At 59.8% G+C, this 25,332-nt stretch carries 27 protein-coding genes and 1 pseudogene; 20 read left to right on the top strand and 8 right to left on the bottom strand.

Going from position 1 to position 25,332, the window contains the following annotated elements; genetic code table 11:
- Positions 1-19: 19 nt before the first annotated feature.
- The 5 genes from AC1DYF_RS06770 to AC1DYF_RS06750 all read left to right on the top strand — a co-directional run bounded on the left by AC1DYF_RS06770 (position 20) and on the right by AC1DYF_RS06750 (position 2,949).
- Positions 20-901, top strand: coding sequence for a 3-hydroxybutyryl-CoA dehydrogenase (locus tag AC1DYF_RS06770; RefSeq protein WP_477875928.1), 882 nt, complete (start codon positions 20-22; stop codon positions 899-901).
- Between the two features lie 91 nt (positions 902-992).
- On the top strand, positions 993-2,006 hold the full coding sequence (locus tag AC1DYF_RS06765; protein WP_477875927.1) for an aldose epimerase family protein: 1,014 nt from the start codon (positions 993-995) through the stop codon (positions 2,004-2,006).
- 56 nt (positions 2,007-2,062) lie between these two features.
- The gene (locus AC1DYF_RS06760; RefSeq protein WP_477875926.1) at positions 2,063-2,287 is read left to right on the top strand and encodes a type II toxin-antitoxin system Phd/YefM family antitoxin; all 225 of its coding nucleotides are present in this window, start codon (positions 2,063-2,065) and stop codon (positions 2,285-2,287) included.
- 63 nt (positions 2,288-2,350) lie between these two features.
- A complete protein-coding gene (locus AC1DYF_RS06755) occupies positions 2,351-2,575 on the top strand; it encodes a type II toxin-antitoxin system Phd/YefM family antitoxin (RefSeq protein ID WP_477875925.1) in 225 nt (74 codons plus the stop codon).
- Positions 2,572-2,949 (top strand): type II toxin-antitoxin system VapC family toxin, encoded by a 378-nt coding sequence (locus AC1DYF_RS06750; protein WP_477875924.1) that lies wholly within the window; start codon positions 2,572-2,574, stop codon positions 2,947-2,949. The genes AC1DYF_RS06755 and AC1DYF_RS06750 overlap by 4 nt, the downstream gene beginning before the upstream one ends.
- Here the strand turns inward: AC1DYF_RS06750 and AC1DYF_RS06745 are convergent.
- Positions 2,946-3,962, bottom strand: a complete 1,017-nt coding sequence (locus AC1DYF_RS06745) for a fumarylacetoacetate hydrolase family protein (protein WP_477875923.1) — start codon at positions 3,960-3,962, stop codon at positions 2,946-2,948. The two genes, AC1DYF_RS06750 and AC1DYF_RS06745, sit on opposite strands and share 4 nt — an antisense overlap.
- Positions 3,963-4,145: 183 nt before the next feature.
- On the opposite strand from AC1DYF_RS06745, the gene AC1DYF_RS06740 reads away from it, so the two are divergent.
- The gene (locus AC1DYF_RS06740) at positions 4,146-6,266 is read left to right on the top strand and encodes a hypothetical protein (protein WP_477875922.1); all 2,121 of its coding nucleotides are present in this window, start codon (positions 4,146-4,148) and stop codon (positions 6,264-6,266) included.
- Here the strand turns inward: AC1DYF_RS06740 and AC1DYF_RS06735 are convergent.
- A complete protein-coding gene (locus AC1DYF_RS06735) occupies positions 6,234-7,445 on the bottom strand; it encodes an AI-2E family transporter (protein WP_477875921.1) in 1,212 nt (403 codons plus the stop codon). The genes AC1DYF_RS06740 and AC1DYF_RS06735 overlap by 33 nt on opposite strands.
- A 330-nt stretch (positions 7,446-7,775) precedes the next feature.
- Here AC1DYF_RS06735 and AC1DYF_RS06730 point away from each other — a divergent pair, with 330 nt between their 5' ends.
- Positions 7,776-8,744: a hypothetical protein gene (locus tag AC1DYF_RS06730; protein ID WP_477875920.1), complete on the top strand. Its 969-nt coding sequence runs from the start codon at positions 7,776-7,778 to the stop codon at positions 8,742-8,744.
- A 167-nt stretch (positions 8,745-8,911) separates the two neighbouring features.
- Here the strand turns inward: AC1DYF_RS06730 and AC1DYF_RS06725 are convergent, their stop codons facing one another.
- On the bottom strand, positions 8,912-9,373 hold the full coding sequence (locus AC1DYF_RS06725; RefSeq protein WP_477875919.1) for an Lrp/AsnC family transcriptional regulator: 462 nt from the start codon (positions 9,371-9,373) through the stop codon (positions 8,912-8,914).
- 89 nt (positions 9,374-9,462) lie between these two features.
- Here AC1DYF_RS06725 and AC1DYF_RS06720 point away from each other — a divergent pair, with 89 nt between their 5' ends.
- Entirely contained in the window at positions 9,463-10,440 is a 978-nt protein-coding gene (locus AC1DYF_RS06720) for a threonine ammonia-lyase (protein ID WP_477875918.1), read from the top strand.
- A gap of 79 nt (positions 10,441-10,519) precedes the next feature.
- Here AC1DYF_RS06720 and AC1DYF_RS06715 read toward each other — a convergent pair whose 3' ends face one another.
- A complete protein-coding gene (locus tag AC1DYF_RS06715; RefSeq protein WP_477875917.1) occupies positions 10,520-11,566 on the bottom strand; it encodes a M10 family metallopeptidase C-terminal domain-containing protein in 1,047 nt (348 codons plus the stop codon).
- Between the two features lie 53 nt (positions 11,567-11,619).
- Positions 11,620-12,642 (bottom strand): calcium-binding protein, encoded by a 1,023-nt coding sequence (locus AC1DYF_RS06710; protein WP_477875916.1) that lies wholly within the window; start codon positions 12,640-12,642, stop codon positions 11,620-11,622.
- A 622-nt stretch (positions 12,643-13,264) separates the two neighbouring features.
- Between AC1DYF_RS06710 and AC1DYF_RS06705 the strand changes: the two genes are divergently transcribed.
- Positions 13,265-14,176, top strand: coding sequence for a dihydrodipicolinate synthase family protein (locus AC1DYF_RS06705; protein WP_477875915.1), 912 nt, complete (start codon positions 13,265-13,267; stop codon positions 14,174-14,176).
- Between the two features lie 131 nt (positions 14,177-14,307).
- Here AC1DYF_RS06705 and AC1DYF_RS06700 read toward each other — a convergent pair whose 3' ends face one another.
- Positions 14,308-14,796: a GntR family transcriptional regulator gene (locus AC1DYF_RS06700; RefSeq protein WP_477876055.1), complete on the bottom strand. Its 489-nt coding sequence runs from the start codon at positions 14,794-14,796 to the stop codon at positions 14,308-14,310.
- 36 nt (positions 14,797-14,832) lie between these two features.
- A pseudogene (locus AC1DYF_RS06695) lies at positions 14,833-15,009 on the bottom strand (GntR family transcriptional regulator); the annotation flags it as partial.
- A gap of 183 nt (positions 15,010-15,192) precedes the next feature.
- Between AC1DYF_RS06695 and AC1DYF_RS06690 the strand changes: the two are divergent.
- From AC1DYF_RS06690 to AC1DYF_RS06655, 8 genes are all read left to right on the top strand, one after another.
- Complete coding sequence (locus tag AC1DYF_RS06690) at positions 15,193-15,450, top strand: hypothetical protein (RefSeq protein WP_477875914.1); 258 nt, start codon at positions 15,193-15,195, stop codon at positions 15,448-15,450.
- A gap of 70 nt (positions 15,451-15,520) precedes the next feature.
- Entirely contained in the window at positions 15,521-15,751 is a 231-nt protein-coding gene (locus AC1DYF_RS06685) for a DUF456 domain-containing protein (protein WP_477875913.1), read from the top strand.
- A gap of 252 nt (positions 15,752-16,003) precedes the next feature.
- Positions 16,004-16,726, top strand: a complete 723-nt coding sequence (locus AC1DYF_RS06680; protein WP_477875912.1) for a FadR/GntR family transcriptional regulator — start codon at positions 16,004-16,006, stop codon at positions 16,724-16,726.
- Positions 16,723-17,889, top strand: coding sequence for a PLP-dependent transferase (locus tag AC1DYF_RS06675; RefSeq protein ID WP_477875911.1), 1,167 nt, complete (start codon positions 16,723-16,725; stop codon positions 17,887-17,889). Before AC1DYF_RS06680 ends, AC1DYF_RS06675 begins: the two co-directional genes overlap by 4 nt.
- A gap of 35 nt (positions 17,890-17,924) precedes the next feature.
- Positions 17,925-19,187, top strand: a complete 1,263-nt coding sequence (locus tag AC1DYF_RS06670; RefSeq protein ID WP_477875910.1) for an ABC transporter substrate-binding protein — start codon at positions 17,925-17,927, stop codon at positions 19,185-19,187.
- Between the two features lie 101 nt (positions 19,188-19,288).
- Positions 19,289-20,224 carry a carbohydrate ABC transporter permease gene (locus AC1DYF_RS06665; protein WP_477875909.1) on the top strand — a complete coding sequence of 312 codons (936 nt, stop codon included), beginning with the start codon at positions 19,289-19,291 and terminating at the stop codon, positions 20,222-20,224.
- A 4-nt stretch (positions 20,225-20,228) separates the two neighbouring features.
- Entirely contained in the window at positions 20,229-21,062 is an 834-nt protein-coding gene (locus AC1DYF_RS06660) for a carbohydrate ABC transporter permease (RefSeq protein WP_477875908.1), read from the top strand.
- A gap of 4 nt (positions 21,063-21,066) precedes the next feature.
- Complete coding sequence (locus AC1DYF_RS06655) at positions 21,067-22,131, top strand: ABC transporter ATP-binding protein (RefSeq protein ID WP_477875907.1); 1,065 nt, start codon at positions 21,067-21,069, stop codon at positions 22,129-22,131.
- Positions 22,132-22,215: 84 nt separating this feature from the next.
- Here AC1DYF_RS06655 and AC1DYF_RS06650 read toward each other — a convergent pair whose 3' ends face one another.
- The gene (locus tag AC1DYF_RS06650; RefSeq protein ID WP_477875906.1) at positions 22,216-22,488 is read right to left on the bottom strand and encodes a type II toxin-antitoxin system Phd/YefM family antitoxin; all 273 of its coding nucleotides are present in this window, start codon (positions 22,486-22,488) and stop codon (positions 22,216-22,218) included.
- Between the two features lie 239 nt (positions 22,489-22,727).
- Here AC1DYF_RS06650 and AC1DYF_RS06645 point away from each other — a divergent pair, with 239 nt between their 5' ends.
- From AC1DYF_RS06645 to AC1DYF_RS06635, 3 genes are all read left to right on the top strand, one after another.
- A complete protein-coding gene (locus tag AC1DYF_RS06645; protein WP_477875905.1) occupies positions 22,728-23,555 on the top strand; it encodes a phosphogluconate dehydrogenase C-terminal domain-containing protein in 828 nt (275 codons plus the stop codon).
- A 117-nt stretch (positions 23,556-23,672) separates the two neighbouring features.
- A complete protein-coding gene (locus AC1DYF_RS06640; RefSeq protein ID WP_477875904.1) occupies positions 23,673-24,614 on the top strand; it encodes a substrate-binding domain-containing protein in 942 nt (313 codons plus the stop codon).
- Positions 24,615-24,690: 76 nt separating this feature from the next.
- Positions 24,691-25,329 carry a DUF2291 family protein gene (locus AC1DYF_RS06635; RefSeq protein WP_477875903.1) on the top strand — a complete coding sequence of 213 codons (639 nt, stop codon included), beginning with the start codon at positions 24,691-24,693 and terminating at the stop codon, positions 25,327-25,329.
- Positions 25,330-25,332 lie beyond the last annotated feature (3 nt).

The raw sequence follows: 25,332 nt of genomic DNA, 5'->3' as shown, positions 1-25,332 counted from the left end.
ATCTATCACGGGAAAGACCATGGGCAGCGAAATCAGGAATGTCGGTGTGATTGGGGCGGGTCAGATGGGCTGTGGCATAGCCCAGGTTTCCTCCGCCGCCGGCTATCGCGTCCAGCTCTATGATCTGTCTTCCGAGCGCATCGAAGCGGCTCTTGCCACGATCAACGGCAACCTCGCCCGTCAGGTGGCCAACGGCAAGATCACGGAAGAAGAACGCAAGAGCGCGCTTGCCGCCATTTCCGGCTCCGCCGACCTCAACGACCTCGCTTCTGCCGACCTGGTGATCGAAGCGGCGACCGAGGACGAGGCGACCAAGCGCAAGATCTACTCGRCCGTCTGTCCGGTCCTGAAGCCGGAAGCGATCCTCGCCACCAATACGTCGTCGCTGTCGATCACCCGGCTCGCCTCCGCGACCGACCGACCTGAGCATTTCATGGGCATCCACTTCATGAACCCCGTGCCGGTGATGAAGCTTGTCGAACTCGTGCGCGGCATCGCCACCGATGAGGGCACGTTCAACGCGGCCAAGCAATTCGTCACCTCGCTCGAGAAGACGATCACGGTCGCCGAGGATTTCCCGGCTTTCATCGTCAACCGTATCCTGCTGCCGATGATCAATGAAGCAATCTACACGCTCTATGAAGGCGTTGGTTCGGTCGACGCGATCGACACTGCCATGAAGCTCGGCGCCAACCATCCGATGGGACCGCTGCAGCTCGCCGATTTCATCGGCCTCGACACCTGCCTGTCGATCATGCAGGTGCTGCATGACGGTCTGGCCGATTCGAAATACCGTCCGTGTCCGCTCCTGGTGAAATATGTCGAGGCCGGTTGGCTTGGCCGCAAGTCCGGCCGCGGCTTCTATGACTACCGCGGTGCAGTGCCGGTTCCCACCCGTTAAGCGCTTCTTTCATCTTCCCTGTTGCAGCCGGCGCAAAAATCATACAATTTCGCGCCGGCATTCGGCGCTTCGCCGCGGGGAGAAATCTGGAATGACGAGAAGCGATATTTTTGGCATGGGTCCCAATGAAGAGACGGTGACCCGGGTCTTCCTCAAGGGCGGCGGTCTGACGGCGCAGGTGCTCACCTGGGGTGCGATCATCCAGGATTTGCGGTTCGATGGCCACGATGCGCCGCTGGTGCTTGGTTTCGAGACTATGGAAGACTATCTCGTCCACTCGCCCTATTTCGGCGCGACGCCGGGTCGCAACGCCAATCGCATCGCCGACGGCCGCTTCTCGATCGACGGCCACGAATACCATCTCGAACGCAACGAGCGCGGCGTCACCCATCTGCATGGCGGTTCGGATGGCATGGGCAAGCAGAACTGGACGATCGTCGAGCAGACCGAAAGCAAGATCGTGCTCACCATTCTCGACCCGGACGGGCGCGCCGGCTATCCCGGCAACTGCACCATCGTTGCGACGTATGAACTGAAGCCAGACGGTGTGTTGTCGGTGATCTACGAAACCACCACAGACAAGCCGACCATCGCCAATGTCTGCCAGCACAGCTATTTCAACCTCGACGGCGAGCCGACCACCGACGCACACGAACTGCAGATCGCCGCAGACGCCTATCTGCCGACCAATGAAGTGCAAATCCCCGCAGGCGGCCCGCGCGACGTGACTGGAACGGCCTTCGATTTCCGAGACCTGAAATCGGTAGTGCTGGTGGAAGACGGCGAACGGGTCCTGTTCGACCATAATTTCTGCCTGTCGGATGAGCGCGTCACCAAGCGCGAGGTCGCGCGTCTGCGCAGCGAAAAATCTGGCGTCGAAATGCGTGTCCTGACCACGGAGCCTGGTGTCCAGTTCTACGCCGCCTTCAAGGTGGACGTGCCGGTGCCGGGGCTGGAAGGGCGCAGATACGGCCCGTTCTCGGGCCTTTGCCTGGAAACCCAAATCTGGCCGGATGCGATCAATCAAGCCGGCTTCCCGAAGGCGATCCTCAGCCCCGGCAAAGTGCTGCGGCAGGAGACGGACTACGTATTCGCGCGTAGCTGAGGCTTGTTGGCGACTGCTTTATGGCCTAATTTATGGCTCTAAGTTTGGAGCCGTCGATGAACATCACCATTGCCGAGATGAAGGCCAATCTCTCGGAGATCCTGCACAAGGCCGCGGGCGGCGAGGACGTGGAAATCACGCGGCACGGCAAACCCTATGTGCGTGTCGTCGCGGCCCTGCCGGGACGACCTTTGCCTCGCGTCGGCGCATTCGAAGGGCAGTTCGAGTTGCCGGTTGATTGGGAAGACATTCCAACCGGAATGGAAAAATACAGCTGCTGAGTATATAACTCGTCGCGAATTATATCGAGTATGCAATACTAATCACCTCCGGGACTGATGCCGATGAACATCGCGATCAAGGACACCACGCTTGATGACCTGGTACGGCGTATCGAGGCAGGCGAGCATGTGACGCTCACGCGTGATGGCAAGCCGATCGCAAAGGTTGAGCCGGCAATCGAGGGCGGTGTTGATCGTCCTCGGCTGTTGGGCGCATTCGAGGGCAAGATTTGGATTGCGGATGATTTTGACGAACTCGGTCCCGAATGGGACGAGTATGTCAAATGAGTGGTCGGCTCTATCTGCTCGACACACATATCGTCATTTGGGCTGTGGGTCAGAAGGAAAAGATCCCTCAGCGATACTTACCCTTTCTTGAGCGTGAGAATCTCTGCACTGTCAGCATCGTCTCCATCTGGGAGATCGCAATCAAGAAAAGCCTGGGAAAATTGCAGATCGAAGATGACCTGGGTATCCTCCTGCTTCGAGCCGGCATCGAAATCCTCCCAGTCACTCTATCTCATATCGCCGTATATGAAGCACTGCCGCATCATCACCGCGACCCGTTCGACCGGATGCTGATCGCGCAGGCTATGAGCGAGAATTTGCAGGTCCTGACGGTGGACAGCAATTTCCCGCTCTACGACATCACAATCGCCTAGCCCCGCTGATACGCCTCCACCGTCTGCTCGATCGCCCCGAAGATCGAATGGCCGCTCTTGTCCTTCATCTCGATGCGCACGACGTCGCCAGCCTTGAGGAACGGCGTCTTTGCAGCACCGTGCATCATCGTTTCCACCATGCGCATCTCGGTGATGCAGGAATAGCCGGCACCGCCGTCGGAAATCGGTTTTCCAGGCCCATCGCCGAGCTTGTTCGACACCGTGCCGGAGCCGATGATCGTGCCGGCCGAGAGTGGGCGTGTCCGGGCCGCATGGGCGACAAGCTGGCCGAAATCGAAGGTCATGTCGACGCCGGCATTGGCGCGGCCGAACGGCTTGCCGTTCAGGTCGACGGAGAGCGGCAGATGCAGTTTGCCGGCCTGCCAGGCATCGCCCAATTCGTCCGGCGATACGGCCGTGGGCGAAAAGGCGGATGACGGTTTGGCCTGGAAGAAGCCGAAGCCCTTGTTGATCTCGCCGAGTGCCAGCGTGCGAAGGCTTACATCGTTGACCAGCATGACCAGTTGGATCGCCTCGCGCGCCTCTTCTACGCTTGCTCCCATCGGCACGTCTGAGACGATCACCGCCACCTCGCCTTCCATGTCGAGCCCAAGCGCCTCATCCACGAGCGGGATGGGCTGCCGCGGAGCGAGAAAGGTGTCCGATCCGCCCTGATAGATCAGCGGATCGGTCCAGAAGCTCGGGGGCATCTCCATGTTGCCGGATTTTCGCACCAGTTCGACATGATTGACGTAAGCTGAGCAATCGGCCCACTGATAGGCGCGCGGCAGCGGCGAGGCCGCATCATGTTCATGGAACCGCATGGTCGGTTCTGCGCCGGTCTCCAGGCCTTCGGCGACGCGCCTCAGCCGCGGGGCAGCATGTTCCCAGTCGTCCAGCGCGTTTTGCAACGTCCGGGCGATGTGCCCGACTTCGGAGCAGCGCGTCAAATCCTTTGACACGACCACCAGCCGGCCGTCACGCGTTGAATCCCTGAGTGTTGCGAGTTTCATGCTGTTCCCCCCCAATGCTTTTGGCGCCGCGACGCACGGCGAAACGCAATGGTGCAGCAATCCGCAGCGTTTGTCACCCGTTGTCGGGATGGGCGAATGCCGGCATCCTCTTCGGCGAAGAAACGAGGATGCTGTTTCGTAGTAATATTACGCGAGATGCGCTGCGCAGGGAGGAAGTGAGCCATGCCGACATTTACCGGAACCATCGACAGCGAAATCATTACGCCTGACGAAGTGTCGCCGAGCGTCGTTACCTCCGGAGCCAGCCGGCCGGGAAACCTGGCGGATACGATCTTTGGCGGCGGCGGCGACGATACAATCGCCGGCGGTGGCGGCGATGACAGCATTGCCGGCGGCATGGGCAACGACTTGGTGTCGATGGGCGCCGGAGACGATCTCTTTCACTGGGGACCAGGCGACGGCAACGATACGATCACGGGCGGCAAGGGCGAGGACACGCTCGATTTCAGCGGCGCCAATATCGCGGAAGTCATCAATCTGACCGCGGTCGGCTCGCATCTCGACTTCTTCAGGAACGTCGCCAATATCAATCTCGACGTACAGGGCTTCGAGACGATCGTTTTTCACGCCCTGGCCGGCGCCGACACGATTACCGTCGGCAATCTCGCCGGTACGGGCATCGAAAATGTCGTGCTCGATCTCGCTTCGGCGGGCGGCGAGACCGACACGGTGGCGATCGACGGCTCAGGCCTCGCCGATACAATAAGCGTAACGGGATCCGGCGTGTCTTCCGGTACGGGGGCCTCGACTTGGAAGACAAGCATTCAGGCCGCGGATCCAACGGATCTGCTGCAGGTCTTCGCACTCGCAGGCAATGACGCCATCGACATCAACAGCGGCGTGGTTTCCAAGTTCGCGTTCAGCCTGGATGGCGGTGACGGCACCGACACTGCGACATTTGTCGCCAGCAAGAACGATTTCGAGATCATCGCGCAGAACAATGCCGGAGCGATCAGCCTCGGTACGGACGCAGGTGCGCTCGCGCTTACCAGCATCGAACATCTCGTCATTCAAGCCAGTGCTGCGGCGGAATTCCTGTCGCTATCCGATTTCACTGGTTCCCCCGTCGGCCGGGTCGATATTGACCTCACGCGCGGCGCCGGCTTCTCCGACACGGTGTCGGCTTTCGGCACGGCCAACGGCGACTTCATCACCATTTCCGACAACGGTTCTGCGCTCGTTGTCACCGGGCTCGCGGCCAAACTCGTTGTCGAGGGCGCCGATGCGAAAGATATGATCGCCATCCAAGGCGGATTCGGTGCGGATGTGATCGATGCCAGTGACGTGACGACGAGTGCGACAGGCTTTTCCCTGAATGGCGGCGATGATGCTGATGTGCTGATCGGATCGAAGAATGCCGATGTGATCACCGGCGGCCGTGGCAATGACACAGCTATTATGGGAGATGGCAATGACAGGTACATTTGGCAGCCCGGAGACGAAAGCGATACTGTCCTTGGTCAGGGTGGCAAGGACACGCTGGATTTCTTCGGCGCCAATATCGTGGAAAACATGGTTCTCTCTTCCCCCGTCGATGGGCAGGCAAATCTCTTTCGCAACGTCGCCAATATCAATATGCATCTGCGCGGCGTCGAGCAGGTCATGCTTCACGCTCTCGGGGGAGCCGACAACATTGCGATCGATAATCTGACCGGCAGCAGCATTGAATCGGTCGTGATCGATCTCGAAGCCACGCTCGGCACGGGTTTGAGAGACGGCCAGGTGGACAATGTCGCCACATTTGGCACCGGCATGGCCGACAGCGTGCAAATCAAAACCACCACTGCCGGTCTGGCAATCACCGGCCTGCCGTGGCGCGTCACCGTCGCGCATGAGGACACGTTTGATACGGTGTTATTCGCCGCCGGCACAGGCAGTGACATGATTGATGCGTCTGGTGCCGCATCCGGGCAAAATCTCACGCTCGACGGCGGTGCCGGAAACGATACGATCATTGGCGGTCTCTCCAGTGACACGTTCCTGTTCAGCACGCCGCTGGATGCCACATCCAACGTCGATACGATCAAGAAATTCTCCGTCGCCAACGACGCTTTCGCGCTTGATGATAGTGTTTTTGTGGGTGTCGGGCCGGTTGGCAGCCTATCCGCGGATGCCTTCCATGTCGGGACATCGGCGACCGATACATTGCAGCGCATCATCTATGACAGCGCGACAGGCAATCTCTACTTCGATGCCGATGGCTCAGACGGTGCCGCGCAGATATTGTTCGCCCATCTGCAGCCGGGCCTTTCACTCACCAGCAGCGACTTTTCGGTCGTCTAGCGCTGTGGGATGATCGAGATGCGGGTCGACCTCGACGCCCCTGGCGGTTTGGTGCTGCAGGTGCACATCGTGCAGCCATTCGCGCCAGACGGAAACGAGCAGCGCCATCAGCACCGGTCCGATGAACAGGCCGAGGAAGCCCATCGTCTTGACGCCGCCGATCAGGCCGAAGAATGTCGGCAGGAACGGCAGCTTGATTGGACCGCCGACAAGCCTCGGCCGCAGCGTCTTATCGACGATGAAGAGTTCCACCGAGCCCCAGGCGACGAGTGCCATGCCCTCGACCCAATTGCCGGTGGCGACCAAGTAGACGGAGACGAGGCAGAAGCAGAGCGGAGCGCCACCAGGGATCAACGCCATGATGCCGGTGATCAGCCCGAGCGAGACGGGTGACGGAACGCCGCAAAGCCAGTAGGCGACACCGAGCACGATGCCCTCGCCGATGGCGATCATCGTCATGCCGGTCACGGTCGAACTGATGGTCAGCGGCACGATGCGCGAGACGCGCTCCCAACGACCGGGCAATACGCTTTCGCCGATCAGATCGAGCTGCGCCACCAGGTCCTCGCCGTTGCGATAGACGAAGAAGAGGGTGATCAGCATGAAGAGCAGCGTCAGCACCCAATGGAAGGCCGTGGCGCCGACAATGACGATGCCCTTGTAGATATTGCTGATATTAGAGCCGCTGATCGCCTGCACAAGCTCGCCCAGGCCACCGGGATGGCCGAGATTTTTCGTCCACTGTTCGGCCACCATGTCGCCGACGACAGGTATCTTCGACATCCAGAGCGGCACGGCCGCGCCCGCGGCATTGGCGTGGATCGCCCAGGCCGCCCAGATCTTCGTTTCTTTGAAGGCATAGACGGCAGTCAGCGACAAAGGTGCGACGATGAAGAAGACGACCAGAAGGATGGCAATCGTCGCACCCCAGCTACGATTGCCCCCGATATTGCCGAGCAGCCACCGATAGATCGGCCAGCTGGCAAAACCGATAATGAGCGCTGCAAGCGCCGGCACAAGGAAGCCGTAGAAGAAATAGGCGCCGGCGAGGAGCACGAAAACCAGGAGCCAGCGCGCGATCGAATGCGGCGCCACGAGCACGGCATTCGTGCGCTGGCTGCTGACAATCAGCGTGCGCTCGATCAGCGGCTCTTTCGGATCGCGGTTGAACACATTCATCTGTTTTCTCGCTCTTGAGGATGCGCGCCGCCGACTATGCCATCGAAATGCTCGCTAGCCCACTTTCTTCATGAATCCTAGCGACATTCCGTTAATTTGATATCTTGAGCTCGGTCAGTCTGACCATATCTGGGAACGGGTGCGAACGCAGGCAACCCCGCCCCCGATCGCTCAACACCCTGGCGAGCGCTATTATTCCGCCAATATGGAAACCCGTCCGCACGAATAGTCGCAATTTAAAATTTTAATCGGCACATTTACGAATGTTTGACGGGCCCGGCGTAAGGATTGCAGCACTTCAGTGGTGGTGGGTGCAATAGAGGGTTCTCCATGACGGGAAAATCGCGTTTTTTTGGCAATGGGCATGACGACAATTCCGACCATCACGGCTCCTGGCACGATGACGGCCAGTGGGGCGATGACAATGGCGGCGACGACAACGGCGATGATGATGGCGGGGACGACAACGGCCACGATCATGGCGGCGGCAATCCGTCCGCGCAGTTTCATTTCGATCTTCCGACCTCGTTCAAGGTCAATCTCAATAGTCTCGACCTGAAGTCGCTCGGCAAGGTCACCAATTTCGATGTCGAGGACAATCTGATCAGCGTCACGCTGGGTCATAAGTGGACATTCGAAATCACCGGTTCCGATCTTGGCGTCACGATCGAAAAAGGCAAGCTTCCGACAATCGATAGCGGTACGATCAGTTCCTTTTCCATCGACGGCCCCGGCAAGGCCGACTTCTCGATTTCCGGCCTCGATATCGACGCCAAGGACTTCGTCAAGGCCGTCACGCACCTTGACGCGACCAAGCTCCTGAGCATGGTGCTGGGCGGCGACGAGACGATTTCCGGCTCCGGCTTCAGCGACCTGCTGTATGGCGGCAAAGGTGACGACACGCTCTTGGGCAACAAGGGCGTCGACGAACTGATGGGCGGCGCGGGCAATGACGTCCTCGATGGAGGCCAGCAGAGCGACCTCCTCATCGGTGGCGCCGGCGCGGACCGTTTTGTTTTCGAGGCCAAGTCGGGCATGGACCTGATCCTCGATTTCGATCCGAATTCCGACAAGCTCGACCTCACGGCGCTTGGCTTCTCCAGCCTCGACGACGTGCTGCCTGGCCAGGGCCACGGCTGGCACGGCGGCGAAGACGACAAGCATGGCCATAGCGATGCCGGCCGCTGCTGGCAGCAATCCGACCATGGCGACGTCGTTCTCGATCTCGGCGACGGCAACATGATCAAGCTGCTCGGTGTCAGCGCCTCGGAGCTGAACAGCGACAACGTTCTGATCTGATTGTGAATTTTTAAGCGCCGGCCATGGTTGCGCCGGCGCTTTCATCCGTTATGAGCCCGAATGAGGCTAGCATAGCGTAGCGGTCTCATGCACCTGATCTGTGCTCAAGTCGACCCTTCCCACCGTTTCCATAAAGTCGCTGCATCGCCGGGCGCTACGAAAAGCCGCTACTCCTGAACGGAAAGCGTCAGGCCATGCTTGACCGTCTTGAGCGCGATCAGGCTCTTGTATTTTCGCACCAGCGCCGGTTGCTCATTCATCAGCCGGTCGATGAAAGCATTGTATTCTTCGAGATTGCGGACAGCCACAAGCAGGACGAGGTCGACATCGCCGGTGACATACCAGCAGGATTGAATTTCTGGCGCACGATCCAGCCACCGCTGGAATTGCTCCAGCGTGTGCCGGTATTCGTTCTGGATTTCGAGCTCGACCAGAATGGACAGGGTACGATCGACGGCCTTCCGACTGACCACAGCCACGATCCTCTCGATCATCCCATCTTGCTTGAGCTTGTTGATCCGCCTTTCGACGGCTGAGGTGGATAGATTGACGGTATCGGCAATGACCTTGCCGGGAATATCGGCATTTTCCGGCAGGATCGAGAGAATGGTTCGATCGATGTCGTCCATGGCGTAGAACTCTTCATTTTCACGGAAAATCCGCGACAATTTTCTGAACGGCGCGGTTTGTCCGCGTTGGAAATCCGTAGCATCTCTKCATGACAAAACAAGCGCCTCTCTCTTCCCTCAATATCGACGATGCACGCCAACGCATCGATCCGATCTTTCTCAACACCCAACTGCTGCATTCCGAAAGTCTCGGACTGTCGCTTGTCGCCAAGGACGAGACGGACAATCCGATCCGCAGCTTCAAAGGTCGCGGGACAGGATATTTCCTGGCTGGTCTCGCCGGTGGCAGAACGACTCTGGTCACGGCATCGGCCGGGAATTTCGGTCAGGGGCTCGCCTATAATGCCGCGCGACAGGGGCGATCCCTGGTCGTCTTCGCCAGTCTCAACGCCAATCCGCTGAAGATCGAGGCAATGCGCCGGTTCGGGGCGGAGGTCCTTCTTGCCGGCGAAGATTTCGACGCCGCCAAGGCGGAAGCCAAAGTCTACGCGTCTGAGCGCAACCTGTCTTTCGTCGAAGACGGCGCAAGTGCCGCGATTGCCGAGGGTGCCGGAACGATCGCGGCGGAACTCACCGAAGCGGTCGACGATATCGACGCCGTCTTCATTCCGCTCGGCAACGGTGCTCTGGCGGCTGGAATGGGATGCTGGTTCAAATCCAGATCGCCGCGGACAAGGGTCGTCGCCGTCGCCGCAAAGGGCGCGCCCTGCATGGCGCTGTCTTTCGATGCGAGGAAGGCGATCCCGACCCGCGAGGCGCACACGATCGCCGACGGAATTGCTGTTCGGATTCCCGTGCCATCGGCTGTGGAATGGCTTGCAGAGACCGTGGACGAGGTCGTTCTCGTCGATGACGATCAGATTCTCGGTGCGCTGCGGTTTGCCCACGAAACATGGAACCGCATCGTCGAGCCGGCCGGAGCGGCGGGGCTTGCAGCTATTCTTGCACAAGCGTCCGTGCTGAACGGCCGCCGCATTGCGACTATGCTGTGCGGCGCCAACCTCACGGAGCAACAGATCAAGACGTGGCTACCATCGGCCGGAAGGCATGATGGGAATATCGGCTAGAGCAATGCCTTTGGTCGGGCTGAGTTCAGCGGGTATCACCACATGTGCAATTGCCCCCGCTGGTTCGCTTGCCTGGGGGCTAAAGCACGAAATCACCTTTGACGAGCGCCACATGCGTGCCGAGCTCGATTTCGAAATCGGCATGCTTGTCGCCGTCGATATCGCCCTCGACCAGCGTGTGGCCGTGGTGGAAGGTGTTGCGTAGTTCGCCTTCCTGACCCGAGAATGCGTGACTGCCGATGAAATGAAACGAGGTGGTCGATGGGTCGGACGACGTGGCGTCGATGCCACGGAGGTCGAGCTGATCGTGATCGGCATGGGAAAAATCGATGATCAGGTCGCGGCCGGTGCGCGCCGCCGTGCTTTCGGTAAGAGAACGGTAGATGAACTGGTCGGCACCGCCGCCGCCCGTCAGGATGTCACGGCCGTCGCCACCCTGTATGGTTTCGGCTTCACGCCCGCCGATGATCTGGTCATTGCCGGCCATGCCGCTGATCAGCCCCGTGCAGATGCCATCATGGCCGTCATAGTTGTCGCCGCCGGTGCCGAGCAGGATGCTGCCATTCATCTCGCCGCTGTTGCGGATATGCTCCGCACCCGTGCCGAACTGTCCATAGAACGAGGCGAAACCGGAGATCACGCCGCGGTTCAGCAGCGTCAAATCCTCCGAACCCTTGTAGAGGATCGCATTGTTGGTCACATCGATCGTGCCGCGATTGACGATTTCGGACCTCCAACTGGCATTGGAAGTAAGCGAGATGCCGCCGCCGCCCAGCAGCAGGCCGTCATTGTGTATCGACGAGCTGTCGGCGGTGACCGCGATGCCAAAGCCCACCTCGGCGAAGATCTTGCCGGTATCGCCGACCTCCACTTTCTGACCTGAATTGGCAGCCGTCTGGTTGGCGACCAGCACCACCCCGCCCCAATAGGCGCTGACCTGCCCATCGACGATCACCGTTTGCTGGCTGCCATAACCATAGATGGCAAAGTCGAGCGCGCTACCGACACTGCGGTTGGTGTTGGCGACGATGCCGTTCTCGGCGATGTAGAGGCTGTCGGTGTCGGCCAGGTTGATCTGTGAGCCGGCACCCACCAGGGTGCCGGTCACGGTTCTCAATGTGCTCATGATAAGGTTTTCCGTTTGTATCGTTCAGGGGGAGACCATGAAGGGGTTGGCTGTCACAGAAGAAAGTCGCCCTTGGCGAGCGCCACATGCGTGCCGAGTTCGATTTCGAAATCGGCGGTCTTGTCGCCGTTGGTGTCGCCCGAGATCAGGGTGTGGCCGCCGTGGAAGACGTAACGGAGCTGGCCCTCCTGGCCGCTGAAGGCTGCGGTACCGATCAGGTGGAAGGTATCGTTGGTCGCCTCGGTCGAGGCCGTGGCGTCGATGAGGGAAAGATCGATCCTGTCGTGGTCGACATGAGAGAAGTCGGTGATCAGGTCGCGGCCCGCCTTGGCGACGGTGGAGTCCAGGGCGGCGGCGAAGATGAAATGGTCCGCACCGCCCCCGCCAGCGAGGACGTCACGCCCTGCATCGCCCTCGAACTGTTCGGCGGCGTCCCCGCCTACGATCCGGTCGTCGCCAATGCCGCCCTGAACGAGGCCCGACACGGCGCCGCCGCTTCCATCATAGCTGTCGGCACCGTCGCCGAAGAAGATGCCGCCGGACATCGTACCGGTGTTGCGAACCGATATGTTGCCGGTGTCGGTGGCACAATCGATCGCCAGGGCCGCGCCCGATATCAGGCCGCTATTGGTCACCGCGACATTGTCGCTTCCGGTCAGAAAAATGCCGTCATAGTTTATGCTGTGGATCGTGCCGCTATTGTCGATCCTGTCATTGCCGCCGTCTCCGTGCAGGCCAAGACTGGCGACATATGCCTCGATCACACCGTGATTGACGACGGTGGAACCATGCCCCCAGAGGATGGCCGCTTCCGATTGGAGCGAGGAAAGATAGCCGTTCTCTCCGACGATCAATGTCTGATTGAAAGCACCCGCACCGCCCATATAGGCGCCGAAGAGACCTCCGAATGCCGTCCCCTGGATGTTCACTGTCTGATTATTGCCTGACGTGTGCACGACCTCGGAGCCCGTGCTCGCGAGCGTCACACCGCTTTCGATGAGGGCGCTGTTCGAGGTGCCGAGCTCGGCGATGACTCCGGAATCCTTCAGGGATATATCGTAAACGACGAGAGACATGGTCCGACCTTTCCTGGCGTCGCGATCGGCGACGGAGAGCCTGTTTGCAGCGTGCTTGAGCGGTCCGGTCGCAAAATCCAGCCCGGGTTTTCGCGGTCCTTTACGACTGTCAGATATTTTACGTATGTAAAATATGATTTATTCGGCACCATAGAGAAAATCGACGAAATATTTTACAGGTGACAAATGCAGGGGAGTCCAAACAGATGTCCCGCCAATGATCGAAGCCGCCTGAACGTGGCCCGTAACAAGGGCATTGCGGTACCGACGATGATCGAGATCACTCAAGTCCCGGAACTCATCCGGCAGACCGTCGACTGGCACTTGCGCTGTCGCGCCAACTGCTGTTGGAGGTGGCGCAGTTCAACGGACGTCAGCTCCTGAACGCTGATCTGACCTGTCTGCTCGGCGGATTCATCGCCGGCTGAAAGTGCGTCGCCGCGCTGAAAACCTGACTGGCCCTGTTCCAGCCGCCGCTTGCGCCACGGCTTCTTTCTGAAGCCAGCGTGACGCCGCGCAGCGAATCTGCTCGGCGATTTTTCTACCCATCGTCTGATATATCACTTGACCACGATTTTAATTTTGTATATTGAAGATTTTATACAATCTTGGAGGTTTGAGCATGACGACGGGTTGGCATGGTGTATTTCCGGCGGTAACGACGCAGTTCCACGAGGATCTTTCCATCGACATGGATGCGACGCAGCGCGTCCAGGATGCGCTGGTGAAGGATGGCGTGAACGGCCTGATCATTCTCGGCACCTGCGGCGAGAACAATTCGCTCGATCCCGAAGAGAAGCGCAGGGTGCTCAAGGGCGCCGTCGAAGTGGTGAATGGCCGCGTGCCGGTGGTGACAGGCATTTCGGAATTTGATACCCGCCGCGCCATCGCTTATGCGAAGGATGCCGAAAAGCTCGGTGCCGACGGCCTGATGCTCCTGCCGGCCATGGTGTATGTGCCGAAGCCCGAAGAGCTTGCCGCCCATTTCCGCGCCGTGGCGGAAGCGACCGCGCTGCCGATCATGCTCTACAACAACCCGCCTGCCTATCGCGTCAATATCGGCGCCGACGTGCTGAAGTCGCTGGAAAACGTCAAGAACATCAAGGCGGTGAAGGAAAGCGCGCCCGATCCGCGTCGCTTCACCGACCTGATCAACGCGTTCGGCGACCGCTTCGACCTCTTCGCCGGTCTCGATGACGTCGCACTGGAAGGCCTGATGCTCGGCGCCAAGGGTTGGATATCCGGCCTCACCAGCGCCTTCCCGGAAGAATCGGTAGCATTGGTCGCAGCCGCCGATCGTGGTGATTGGCAAGAGGCGCGGCGCATCTATCGTTGGTTCATGCCACTCTTGCATCTCGATGCGGAGCACGACCTCGTGCAGACGATCAAGCTCGCCGAGCAGATCATGGGCCGCGGCTCTGAACGCGTCCGCATGCCGCGCATGCCGCTTACCGGCGCCCGCCGCGCCGAGGTCATCGCCATGGTCGAAAAGGCTGCCGCTACCCGGCCGACCGCGAGGAAAAAGGCGGCCTGAGAGCAGGCGCGACCTTTACGCTCAGATGCGCGACCTCCAGGCTCGCCTTGCTCAGCAGGGCGAGCCGAACTTTCTTAAGCAGCGCTCGTAGAGAGCGCTGGATTCAGTCTCGATCCGAAGAGCCAAAGGTGTCAGGCCGCCTCGACTGTTTCCTGCTTTTTACCCAGCAACTCGACCAAGCCGCCACGCACGTGGTCGATATGGGTGTAGAGCAGAGCGGCAGCTTCCGAAAATTTTCCAACCCGGCAAAGCCTGACCATGTCGGCATGTTCGGCCATGGCGCGCATGCGATCCGCCTCGATATTGGACAACTGGATGCGCGTGTGACGATCGCAATCGTTCAGCAGGCTGTGCACAGTCGACAGCATCCGCGGACTGCGGGCGTGGCTGTAAAGCAGCAGATGGAACTCGACATTCAGGTCGTTCCAGCGCGCAACGTCCTGCTTGCCGATCGAATCCTCATAGCGTGCGAGAATGTTGCCGAGCGCCTCGAAATCGTCCGTTGTCAGGTGCGGCGCGGAGCGTTCGAGCAGAAACGGTTCCAGCAGCATGCGCATGTTGAACAGCTCTTCGATCTCCTCGGCACTGAGCTTGACGACCACCGCGCCGCGATGCGGCATAATCTTCACCAAGCCTTCGCTTTCGAGCAGCAGCAGCGCCTCGCGGATCGGAATCCGGCTAATACCGAACTCCTGCGCAAGGTCTTCCTGTTTGAGCTGGAAGCCCGGCGCGAAACTCCCACCAAGAATACGGCTGCGGATTTCATCGGCCGCCGCCGTGGAAATTGTCTTGTGTTTCAGGCCTTTGCTGACAGGAACCAAGGAGCGCACCATATTGTTCGCGCCGATAATTCGGCGATTGCACATTTTATACAATTGGCGGGACAAAACTTCAAACTGAAGATTCCGGCTCGCTTTCAGAATTCCGCTTCCGCCCGCCGTCGGATTTTCGATCGGAACCGAACGCTTGTTCCTGTCGTTTGCAAGACATCGACCAATCAAGAAAAGGAGTTCGTCATGAGAATGCGGATTCTGCTTGCCGCCGCTCTTATTGCCTCTCCCGCAACGGCATCACTTGCCTACGCGGACGAAATTGAGACGCACACCGTGATCGACAACGATGACACGACGGGCAGTATCGTCGTCCAGAAGAGACAGCCTACCGTGGTCATCGAGCGACTGCAGCCGACAGTGATCATCAAGAAGCAGCAACCCGATGTCGTCATTCACCAGAACGATGATCCTGGCGTGGATCTAAACGACGACGGTGAATGATACCGGACTAAGCAGACTTTCGTTGGCAAGCCAACGATTCATCTGCTCAGTCATAGGAAAGGGTAAGATCATGAGAAAACTTGTTTTTGCGATGACAGCCGTTTCGATCCTGGCTGTTGGCACGGCGGCTGATGCCGCCAGCAACAAGACCACCGGCCTCGTCGGTGGTGCAGTCGCCGGAGCCATTGCCGCAGGCCCCGTCGGCGCAGTCATCGGTGGTGTCACCGGCTACCAGCTCGGCAAGGAAGCGGATAGATATCACCATCGCCGTGTCATCATCCGCAAACACCACACTAATTAGCCTGCTCTCTAAGCCGCAATCAATCAATCGATCGGATACCAACCGAAGGCGACCGTTTGTGGCCGCTTTCGGCATGCAAGGCCTGCTCGGCTTCAGAGGTAAGCAAAAATATATTCGCCAAATCCCACTTTCGCGATCACGAATTTTTCCACAGGACAGATGTCAGACCAATTGACGTGAGCCTCGTCTTGCGAAATGCTAGGATGTCAGACCAATTTGAGAAGCTGACATTGAAACGGGGAATATGCCGCCATGCCGGCAGAATTGCAGGACAGGCCGATCATCGCGCCTTTGCCGCCGCTTGACAGGGCGGCGCAGGTCATCGAAGCCTTGGCATCTTATATCGACGGCGCCAATCTCAAGGCCGGCGACCGTCTGCCCGCTGAGCGTGAGTTGATGGCGGCGCTCGCCGTTGGCCGTTCCACCATCCGTGAAGTCATCAGCCATTTCCAGGCGCTCGGTGTCATGGAGACCCGCAAGGGCAGCGGCACCTATTTGCTGAAGCCGGTATCATCAGGCACGATCCACATGCCGCTGTCGCTCGACACGACGCATTTGCGCGACGTGCTGTTGCAGACGCTCGAAGTGCGGCGCGGCATTGAATGCGAGGCCAATATGGTCGCCGCGCGCCGCCGCACCCTCAAGGACCTGGTGACCATCGAGCACCGGCTCAACGAGATGGAGCGGGTACATATGTCGGAAGGCACCGCCGGGCCGCAGGATCTGGCCTTTCATCTGGCAATCTATGATGCCACCCACAATCCGCTATTCAAGCAGATCCTCGAACAGATGCGGCAGACCTTCTGGCGCTTCTGGGACAAGCCCTTCGACCGTTCGGACTTTGCCCGTCGCTCCTTCCCGTTCCACCGCACGCTTTTCAACGCCATCGCCGCCCAGGATACCGAGGCGGCGCGGCGTGAAACACTGAAGATCCTCGACGTCGTCGAGGAAGATATCAAGGAAATGTCGAAATGAATGACGGTCCGGAACCGTTCGATCTTGCCTCGCTGATCGTCGCCCATGACGAAGGCAATGCCTTCGAGGCCGTGGTGCCGCCGATCGTGCAGACCTCGCTGTTCACCTTCAGCAATTATGACGACATGATCGCCTCTTATCGCGGCGAAAAGGTGCGGCCGATCTATACCCGCGGACTTAACCCGACTGTACGCATGTTCGAGGAAATGCTGGCAAAGCTGGAGGGAGCCGAGGATGCGCTCGGTTTTGCCAGTGGCATGGCGGCGATCTCGTCGACGGTGCTGAGCTTCGTCGCGCCGGGTGACCGGATCGTTGCCGTCCGCCACGTCTATCCGGATGCCTTCCGCCTGTTCGGCACGATTCTTAAGAAGATGAAGGTCGAGGTCACCTATGTCGACGGCAAGGATGAGGAGGCGGTCGCCAAGGCGCTGCCGGGCGCGAAGCTCTTTTACATGGAAAGTCCGACGAGCTGGGTGATGGATGCCCATGACGTCGGCGCGCTCGCCGCGCTGGCCAGGAAACACGGCATCGTCAGCGTCATCGACAACAGCTGGGCGACCCCGATTTTCCAGCAACCGCTCAAGCTCGGCGTCGATCTCGTGCTGCATTCGGCGTCGAAATATCTCGGCGGCCACAGCGATGTCGTCGCCGGCATTGTCGCCGGTTCGAAGGACCTGATCGGCAGGATCAAGGCGGAAGCCTATCCCTATCTCGGCGGCAAGCTCTCGCCTTTCGACGCCTGGCTGCTGATCCGTGGGCTCCGGACATTGCCGATCCGCATGAAGGCGCATGAAGCGGCCGGCAAGGAGGTCGCCAGGCGACTGCAGGCCCATCCGCTGGTCGAGCAGGTCTGCCATCCCGGCCTTGCCAATCGCCTGCCGGCGGGCCTGAACGGCACGTCCGGCCTGTTCTCTTTCATCTTCCGCGAGGGCATCGACATCCGCGCCTTTGCCGATCGCCTGAAACTCTTCAAGCTGGGCGTCAGCTGGGGTGGCCACGAAAGCCTGATCGTACCGGGCGAGGTGGTGCTGCAGCAGAAAGCGCAGCCGAATTCCGCGCAAGCCTTCGGCATCCATGCGCGATCCGTACGCCTCCATGTCGGCCTCGAAGGAACCGAGGCCCTGTGGAGCGATCTCGATGCGGCAATCACAGCCGCGTCGTAACAGCCACAACGACGACAACAACTGGGAGAAGAACCATGAAAAGACTGATAACCGCAGCCCTGTTCGCCGCCATGATGGCGGGTACAGCCATGGCCGACACGACGCTGAAGCTCGTGGAAGTCATCACCAGCCCCGAGCGCACCGAGACGCTGAAGTCGATCGTCGCCAAGTTCGAAGCGGCCAATCCGGGCACCAAGGTCGATATCATCTCGCTGCCCTGGAACGAAGCCTTCCAGAAATTCGCCACCATGGTCTCGGCCGGCGACACGCCCGACGTGATGGAAATGCCCGACACCTGGCTGTCGCTCTATGGCAACAATGGCATGCTCGAAAGCCTCGAGCCCTATCTCGCCAAGTGGGAGCACACCAAGGAACTGACGCCGCGCGCACTCGAACTCGGCCGCGATGTCAAGAACACCGCTTATATGCTGCCCTACGGCTTCTATCTGCGCGCCATGTTCTACAACAAGAAGCTTTTGAAGGAAGCCGGCGTCTCCGAGCCACCGAAGACACTGGATGAGTTCGTCAAGGATTCCGAGGCCGTTTCCAAGCTGCCGGGCAAATACGGCTACTGCATGCGCGGCGGTCCGGGCGGCTTGAACGGCTGGATGATCTTCGCCGCTTCGATGGCCGGCAACAACACCTATTTCAATGCCGACGGCACCTCGACGATGAACAGCGCTGGCTGGGCAAAGGGCATCGAATGGATGGTCGATCTCTACAAGAAGGGCMTGGCCCCCAAGGATAGCGTCAACTGGGGCTTCAACGAAGTCGTCGCCGGCTTCTATTCCGGCACCTGCGCCTTCCTCGACCAGGATCCGGATGCTCTGATCGCGGTTGCCGAGCGCATGAGCAAGGACGATTTCGGCGTCACGCCGCTGCCGAAGGGTCCGGACGGCAAGTCCTTCCCGACCATCGGCTATGGCGGCTGGTCGATGTTCTCCACCAGCCAGAACAAGGATCTGGCCTGGAAGCTGATCGCCACACTCGAAGGCCCGGAAGGCAATATCGCCTGGAACAAGCGCATAGGCGCGCTGCCGGCCTACACCGCCGCCCAGAACGATCCGTTCTACAGGGGTGATCAGTTCAAGGGCTGGTTCGAGGAACTGGCCGACAGCAACACGGTGCCGACCGTGATGCCGACCTATCTCGAGGAATTCGCCTTCTTCAAGGATTCCCTGGCGATCAAAACCTCGCAGCAGGCGATGCTGGGCGATATTTCGCCGAAGGATCTGGCCGATCAGTGGGCGGACTACCTGACCAAGGCACAGCAGAAATTCCTCGCCACTAAGAAATAACCTGGCGAGACTTGGCGGCGGCATTCGGGGTTTTGTCGCCGCCAATCCTGACAATTATCTGAGAACGGCGCAGAAGCGCCGCCATTGGGAACACTTGGCCGATGACAATCTCCGCCGACAGGATCGACGGGCGGCATGACCGCAAGCCCTGGCTGACACGTCTTGCCGACGCATCGACGCCTTATCTCTATAGCGCGCCGTCGCTGATCCTGATTGCCGCCGTCATGCTGGCGCCGCTCGCGGTCGGCATTTCCTATGCGTTCCGTGATATCGTATTGCTCAATCCCTTCTCCGGCGGCTTTGTCGGCCTCGATCATTTTCGTGATCTGGCGAGGGATCCGGCCTTCTACTATGCATTGAAAAACACCCTTTGGTGGACCGGGGCCTCTGTGGCGCTGCAATTCATCTTCGGGCTCATCCTGGCGCTGCTGCTAGACAAGCCTTTCTGGGGCAGGGGCGTGGTGCAGGCCTTATGCTTCCTGCCCTGGGCCGTGCCGAGCTTCCTTGCCGGACTCAATTGGGCCTGGCTGTTCAATCCGGTGATCGGCCCCATTCCGCACTGGCTCTATGGCCTCGGCCTGATGAGCGAGCCCGGCAATATCCTCTCCGATCCGCATTATGCGATGTGGGGACCGATCATCGCCAATGTCTGGTGGGGCATTCCCTTCTTCGCCATCACATTGCTGGCCGCGTTGCAGGCGATCCCGCGCGATCTCTACGAAGCCGCTTCGATCGATGGCGCCACCTGGTTCCAGCGTTTCCGCTCGATCACACTGCCCTTCCTGGCGCCGACCATCGCCATCACCGTACTCCTGCGCACCGTCTGGGTGTCGAATTTCGCCGACCTGATCGTGGTGATGACGGCCGGCGGCCCGGCCGACCGGACGCAGATCGTCGCGAGCTACATTTTTACCCAGGCCTTCCGGCGGCTCGATTTCGGCTATGCGTCGGCGATCGCGCTGGTTTTGCTGATCCTGCTGCTCGCCTATTCCATGCTGATCATTCTGCTCCGGCAGATGCTGCTGAACAAGGATTGAGCCGATGAATCCGCGATTGATCCTTCCCACCATCCTGCATCGCCTGGCGCTGCTCTGCTACATCACCTTCGCGCTCTTCCCCCTTTACTGGCTGCTGAAAGTGTCGGTGACACCTGACAATCTGCTCTACACCGAAGGCGTGCGGATGTGGCCATCCCAGACCACTTGGCAGCATTATCTCTTCGTCCTGCAGCACTCGGCCTTCCCGACCTTCTTCGAAAACAGCCTGATCGTCTCGGCCTCCACCGCCATTGCGGTCACAGTCTGCGCCTCGCTCTCCGGCTACGCCCTGTCGCGTTTCAATTTTCGCGCCAAATACTGGATCGTGGCCTTGATGCTGCTGACACAGATGTTCCCGCTCGTCATGCTGGTGGCGCCGATCTTCAAGATCCTGTCACCACTGCATCTGACCAACAGCCTGACGGGCCTCGTGATCGTCTACACCGCCTTCAACGTGCCCTTCGCCACCTTCCTGATGCAATCCTTCTTCGACGGCATCCCGAAGGATCTCGAAGAGGCGGCGATGATCGACGGCGCGACGCAATTCACCGCTTTCCGCCAGATCATCCTGCCGCTGACGCTGCCCGGCATCGCCGCCACGCTCGGCTTCGTCTTCACCGCCGCCTGGAGCGAACTGCTTTTCGCGCTGATGCTGATCAATGGCAATGACGCGGCGACCTTCCCGGTCGGCCTGCTGACATTCGTGTCAAAATTCTCCGTCGATTTCGGGCAGATGATGGCGGCCGGCGTCATGGCGCTCATCCCGGCCGGCCTGTTCTTCCTGCTCATCCAGCGTTATCTCGTCCAGGGCCTGACGGCCGGCGCGGTCAAAGGTTAGACCCATGGCATCGATCCATATCCAGAATGTCCAAAAGTCCTTCGGCAAGGTCGCGGTGCTGCACGGCGTCGACCTCGACATCAAGGACGGCGAATTCATCGTCCTTGTCGGCCCGTCCGGTTGCGGCAAGTCCACATTGCTCAGGATGATCGCCGGCCTCGAGGAAGTCTCCGCTGGCGACATCGCCATTGCCGGCAAGCGGGTCAACGACCTCGCGCCCAAGGACCGCGACATCGCCATGGTCTTCCAGTCCTATGCGCTCTACCCGCATATGAACGTCGCCGGCAATATGAGCTACAGCCTCAGACTGCGGAAGACGGCGAAGGATAAGATCGCCAGCGCCGTCGCCAATGCCGCCTCCAAACTCGGCCTCGACCCACTGCTCGAACGTCGGCCAAAGGCGCTGTCCGGCGGCCAGCGGCAGCGCGTTGCCATGGGTCGCGCCATCGTCCGCCAGCCAAAGGCCTTCCTGTTCGATGAACCGCTGTCGAATCTCGATGCGCGCCTGCGCGAGCAGATGCGTGCCGAAATCAAGAAGCTGCACGGCGATCTCAAGGCAACCTCGATCTACGTCACCCATGACCAGATCGAAGCGATGACGCTCGCCGACCGCATCGTCGCCATGCATGGCGGCATAGTGCAGCAGGTGGGTTCACCGCTCGATCTCTACGACCGTCCCGCCAACCTCTTCGTCGCCGGCTTCATCGGCTCGCCCGGGATGAATTTCCTCGAGGGTAAATATCTATCGTCGGACAATCATGCCGATCTCCGGCTCGCCAACGGCACGATCATCCCGAGCGGCGCTCCCAGGCCCGTGGAGGCCAATTCTCCCGTGACCCTCGGCATCCGCCCCGAACATGTCGTCCTCGGCGGCGAAGGCTTGGAGGCCAATGTCGAACTGGTCGAGCCGACCGGCTTCGGCATCATCCTGCATCTTTCCCTGCACGGCCTGCCGCTCAAGGCATTCACGCTGGATCGGGCGGCACTCGATCCAGGCCGCACGTTGCATGTGAGTTTCCCGGGCAAATATCTGCATCTGTTCGACAGCGCAGGCCAGCGGGTAGATTAGCCGCACGGTCGCGAGGTTTCTCGAATTACGTGAGAGGACACGGCGAATGACCATACCGGGAACGTGATTGGGGAAAGCCGCGCGTTATGGATCAAGTTCGTGATTGAAGCCTTCCGCGCCTTTGGAAGGCTCGGCACGGCGGACGGTTTCGATGTCCGCATCGGTGAAATCCTCAATGCCCAATACTTCGCGGTCACGCCTCTTAAGACGGCGATACTCTTCAATGGAGATCGTCACCGTATGGTCACGCCCGTTGCGCGTTACTATGACAGGTTGAGATAGGGCCATGCCCTGATAGCGTTCCGCCCCTTTGCTGAATTCGGTCGATGATACCCGGATCATATCAAGCACGCCCATAGTTCCAGAACTCCCGGATTGTCGCTGAAATCCGGATGATTTGCCAGAAATCAGATGGGTAGCTTTGAGCAAATTCAGGAATTCGCGAAGTCAGTGGTGTCTGCTGACATGTTATCTCCAATAGTCATTGACATGTTATACCAGTTGTCGAWATGACCAATCCAGGAGCAGGCGAAAACCTGCGCACACGACAACGCGCCGGCGATCCATCCAAAGGCGACAATCCAGGGAGGTCAGCAATGACATCGATCGCACTCTTCGGTGCTGGCGGCAAAATGGGCTATCGGCTGGCGAAGAATCTCAAGGGCTCGCGTTTTGACGTGCGCCATGTCGAAGTCAGTGATGCCGGCAGGGCGCGCCTCAAGAATGATCTCGGCCTCGATTGTGTTTCCGCCGACGATGGCCTGAATGGCGCTGACGTCGTCATCCTCGCTGTGCCGGATACGGCGATCGGCAAGGTCGCCGCCGGCATCAACGACAAGCTCAAGGCTGGCACGATCGTGATCGCGCTCGATGCCGCAGCACCTTTTGCCGGCCACCTGCCGCAGCGCGACGACCTCACCTATTTCGTCACCCATCCCTGCCATCCGCCGATCTTCAACGACGAGACAGATCCGCAGGCGATCCATGACCATTTTGGTGGCCTCTATGCCAAGCAACACATCGTCTCGGCGCTGATGCAGGGCCCGGAAAGCGCCTATGCGCTGGGCGAGGAAATCGCCAAGACGATCTGGGCGCCGGTGATGCGCTCGCACCGTGTGACCGTCGAACAGATGGCGCTGCTGGAGCCCGGTCTGTCCGAAACCGTCTGCGCTTCGCTGCTTGTCATCATGCGCGAAGCCATGGAAGAATGCGTCCGCCGCGGCGTGCCGAAGGAAGCCGCCCGCGACTTCTTGCTGGGTCACATGAACGTGCTCGGCGCCGTGATCTTCGAAGAGGTTCAGGGCGTGTTCTCGGATGCCTGCAACAAGGCGATCGAGTTCGGCAAGCCGGTGCTGATGCGCGACGACTGGAAGCGCGTCTTCGAGCCGGAAGAGATCGCCGCCAGCATCCAGCGGATTACCTGATCTTTCAGGATCGGATTTCGGCCGGTGCGGGGGTGCGCCGGCCGCTTGATCGCGCGGGATCAAGGCACCTTTCGCCAAAGACAAGGGCTGCCCGCGCCTAACACGGAGGAGAGAAGCATGAACATGACCCGTAGACTGACGATCGCCGGTTTCGCCGCCATCATGGCCGCCAGCGTCGCAATGCCCGCCTTTGCCGCGGACCTGATCGCCATTATCACGCCCAGCCACGACAACCCATTCTTTAAGGCCGAAGCGGTCGGCGCCGAAGCCAAGGCCAAGGAGCTTGGCTACGACACGCTCGTCATGGTCCATGACGACGACGCTTCCAAGCAAAGCCAGCTGATCGACACCGCCATCGGTCGCGGCGCCAAGGCGATCATCCTCGACAATGCCGGCGCCGACGCGTCTGTCGCCGCTGTGCAGAAGGCCAAGGATGCGGGCATTCCGGCCTTCCTCATCGACCGCGAGATCAACGCCTCCGGCGTTGCCGTCGCCCAGATCGTTTCCAACAACTACCAGGGTGCACAGCTCGGTGGCCAGGAATTCGTCAAGCTGATGGGCGAAAAAGGCAATTTTGTCGAGCTGACGGGCAAGGAATCCGACACCAATGCCGGCATCCGCTCCAAGGGCTATCATGACGTCATGGATGACTATCCGGATCTGAAAATGGTCGCCCAGCAGTCGGCCAACTGGAGCCAGACGGAAGCCTATTCCAAGATGGAAACCATCCTGCAGGCCAATCCGAACATCAAGGGCGTGATCGCCGGCAATGACACCATGGCCATGGGCGCGATTGCAGCGCTTCAGGCCGCCGGTAAGAAGGACRTGATCGTCGTCGGCTTCGACGGTTCGAACGATGTGCGTGACTCGATCAAGTCTGGTGGCATCAAGGCCACCGTGCTGCAGCCGGCCTATGCTCAGTCGCAGATGGCTGTCGAGCAGGCGGACGCCTTCATCAAGAGCAAGAAGAAGCCGGCCGAAGAAAAGCAGCTCATGGACTGCCTGCTGATCACTGCCGACAATGCCGGCAAGCTGGAAACCTTTGCGCTGAGCAAGTGATCCCTGCCGAAAAGTCTGCGATGCGGGGTGGCTTGCGCCGCCCTGCATCCGTTTTGATTGTTGGAGTTTCCATTCCATGCCCGAGATCAAGGCCATAGCCTTTGTCGCGCTCGCCTCGATGCTGGCTCTTGGCGGCTGCAAGTTCGTCAAAACCGCCGACGAGCAGAAGCAGGCCGCGGCAACCGCTTTCGACCCCGACAAGCGTGTCGCCGAAATCTGGGCTTCCAAGGTCGTGCCCTATCTCGACAAGACGGCCGGCAACTTTCCCGATGTGATGGCCGAGATCGCCAAGAACCCGGATGCGGCCGGCGCCAAATACGGACACAAGGAAAAGGTGGGCAATGCCCCCTGGGCCTATGTCGCCAAGGTCGACGGTACGGTCGTCGCGGCCGAGACCACGTCGCGCGCCGCGTATGTCGATGTCGACGTCAATGCCGACAAGAAGGCGGATGTGCGCATCTTCATCGGCCCGGCGATCCGGGGCACGGCGCTGCGCGACGCACTCGATTTCGTCGACTTCAACGAATTCAAGAACCAGATCGAATGGGCGCAATTCGGCAAGTCGTTCAACCTGCATGTCAATAAGACCGTGCTCGAAAAGCTGCCGCGCGACAATCTCGTCGGCAAGAAGGTTCAGGCGCTCGGCGCCTTCCCGCTGCCCTCGGGCAGCGACTTGCCGCAATTCGTGCCGGCGACGATGACGATCGGGGGCTGAGCC

The organism is Rhizobium sp. P2_G9 (assembly GCF_056403475.1).
This window is presented reverse-complemented; position numbering and strand designations above follow the sequence as displayed.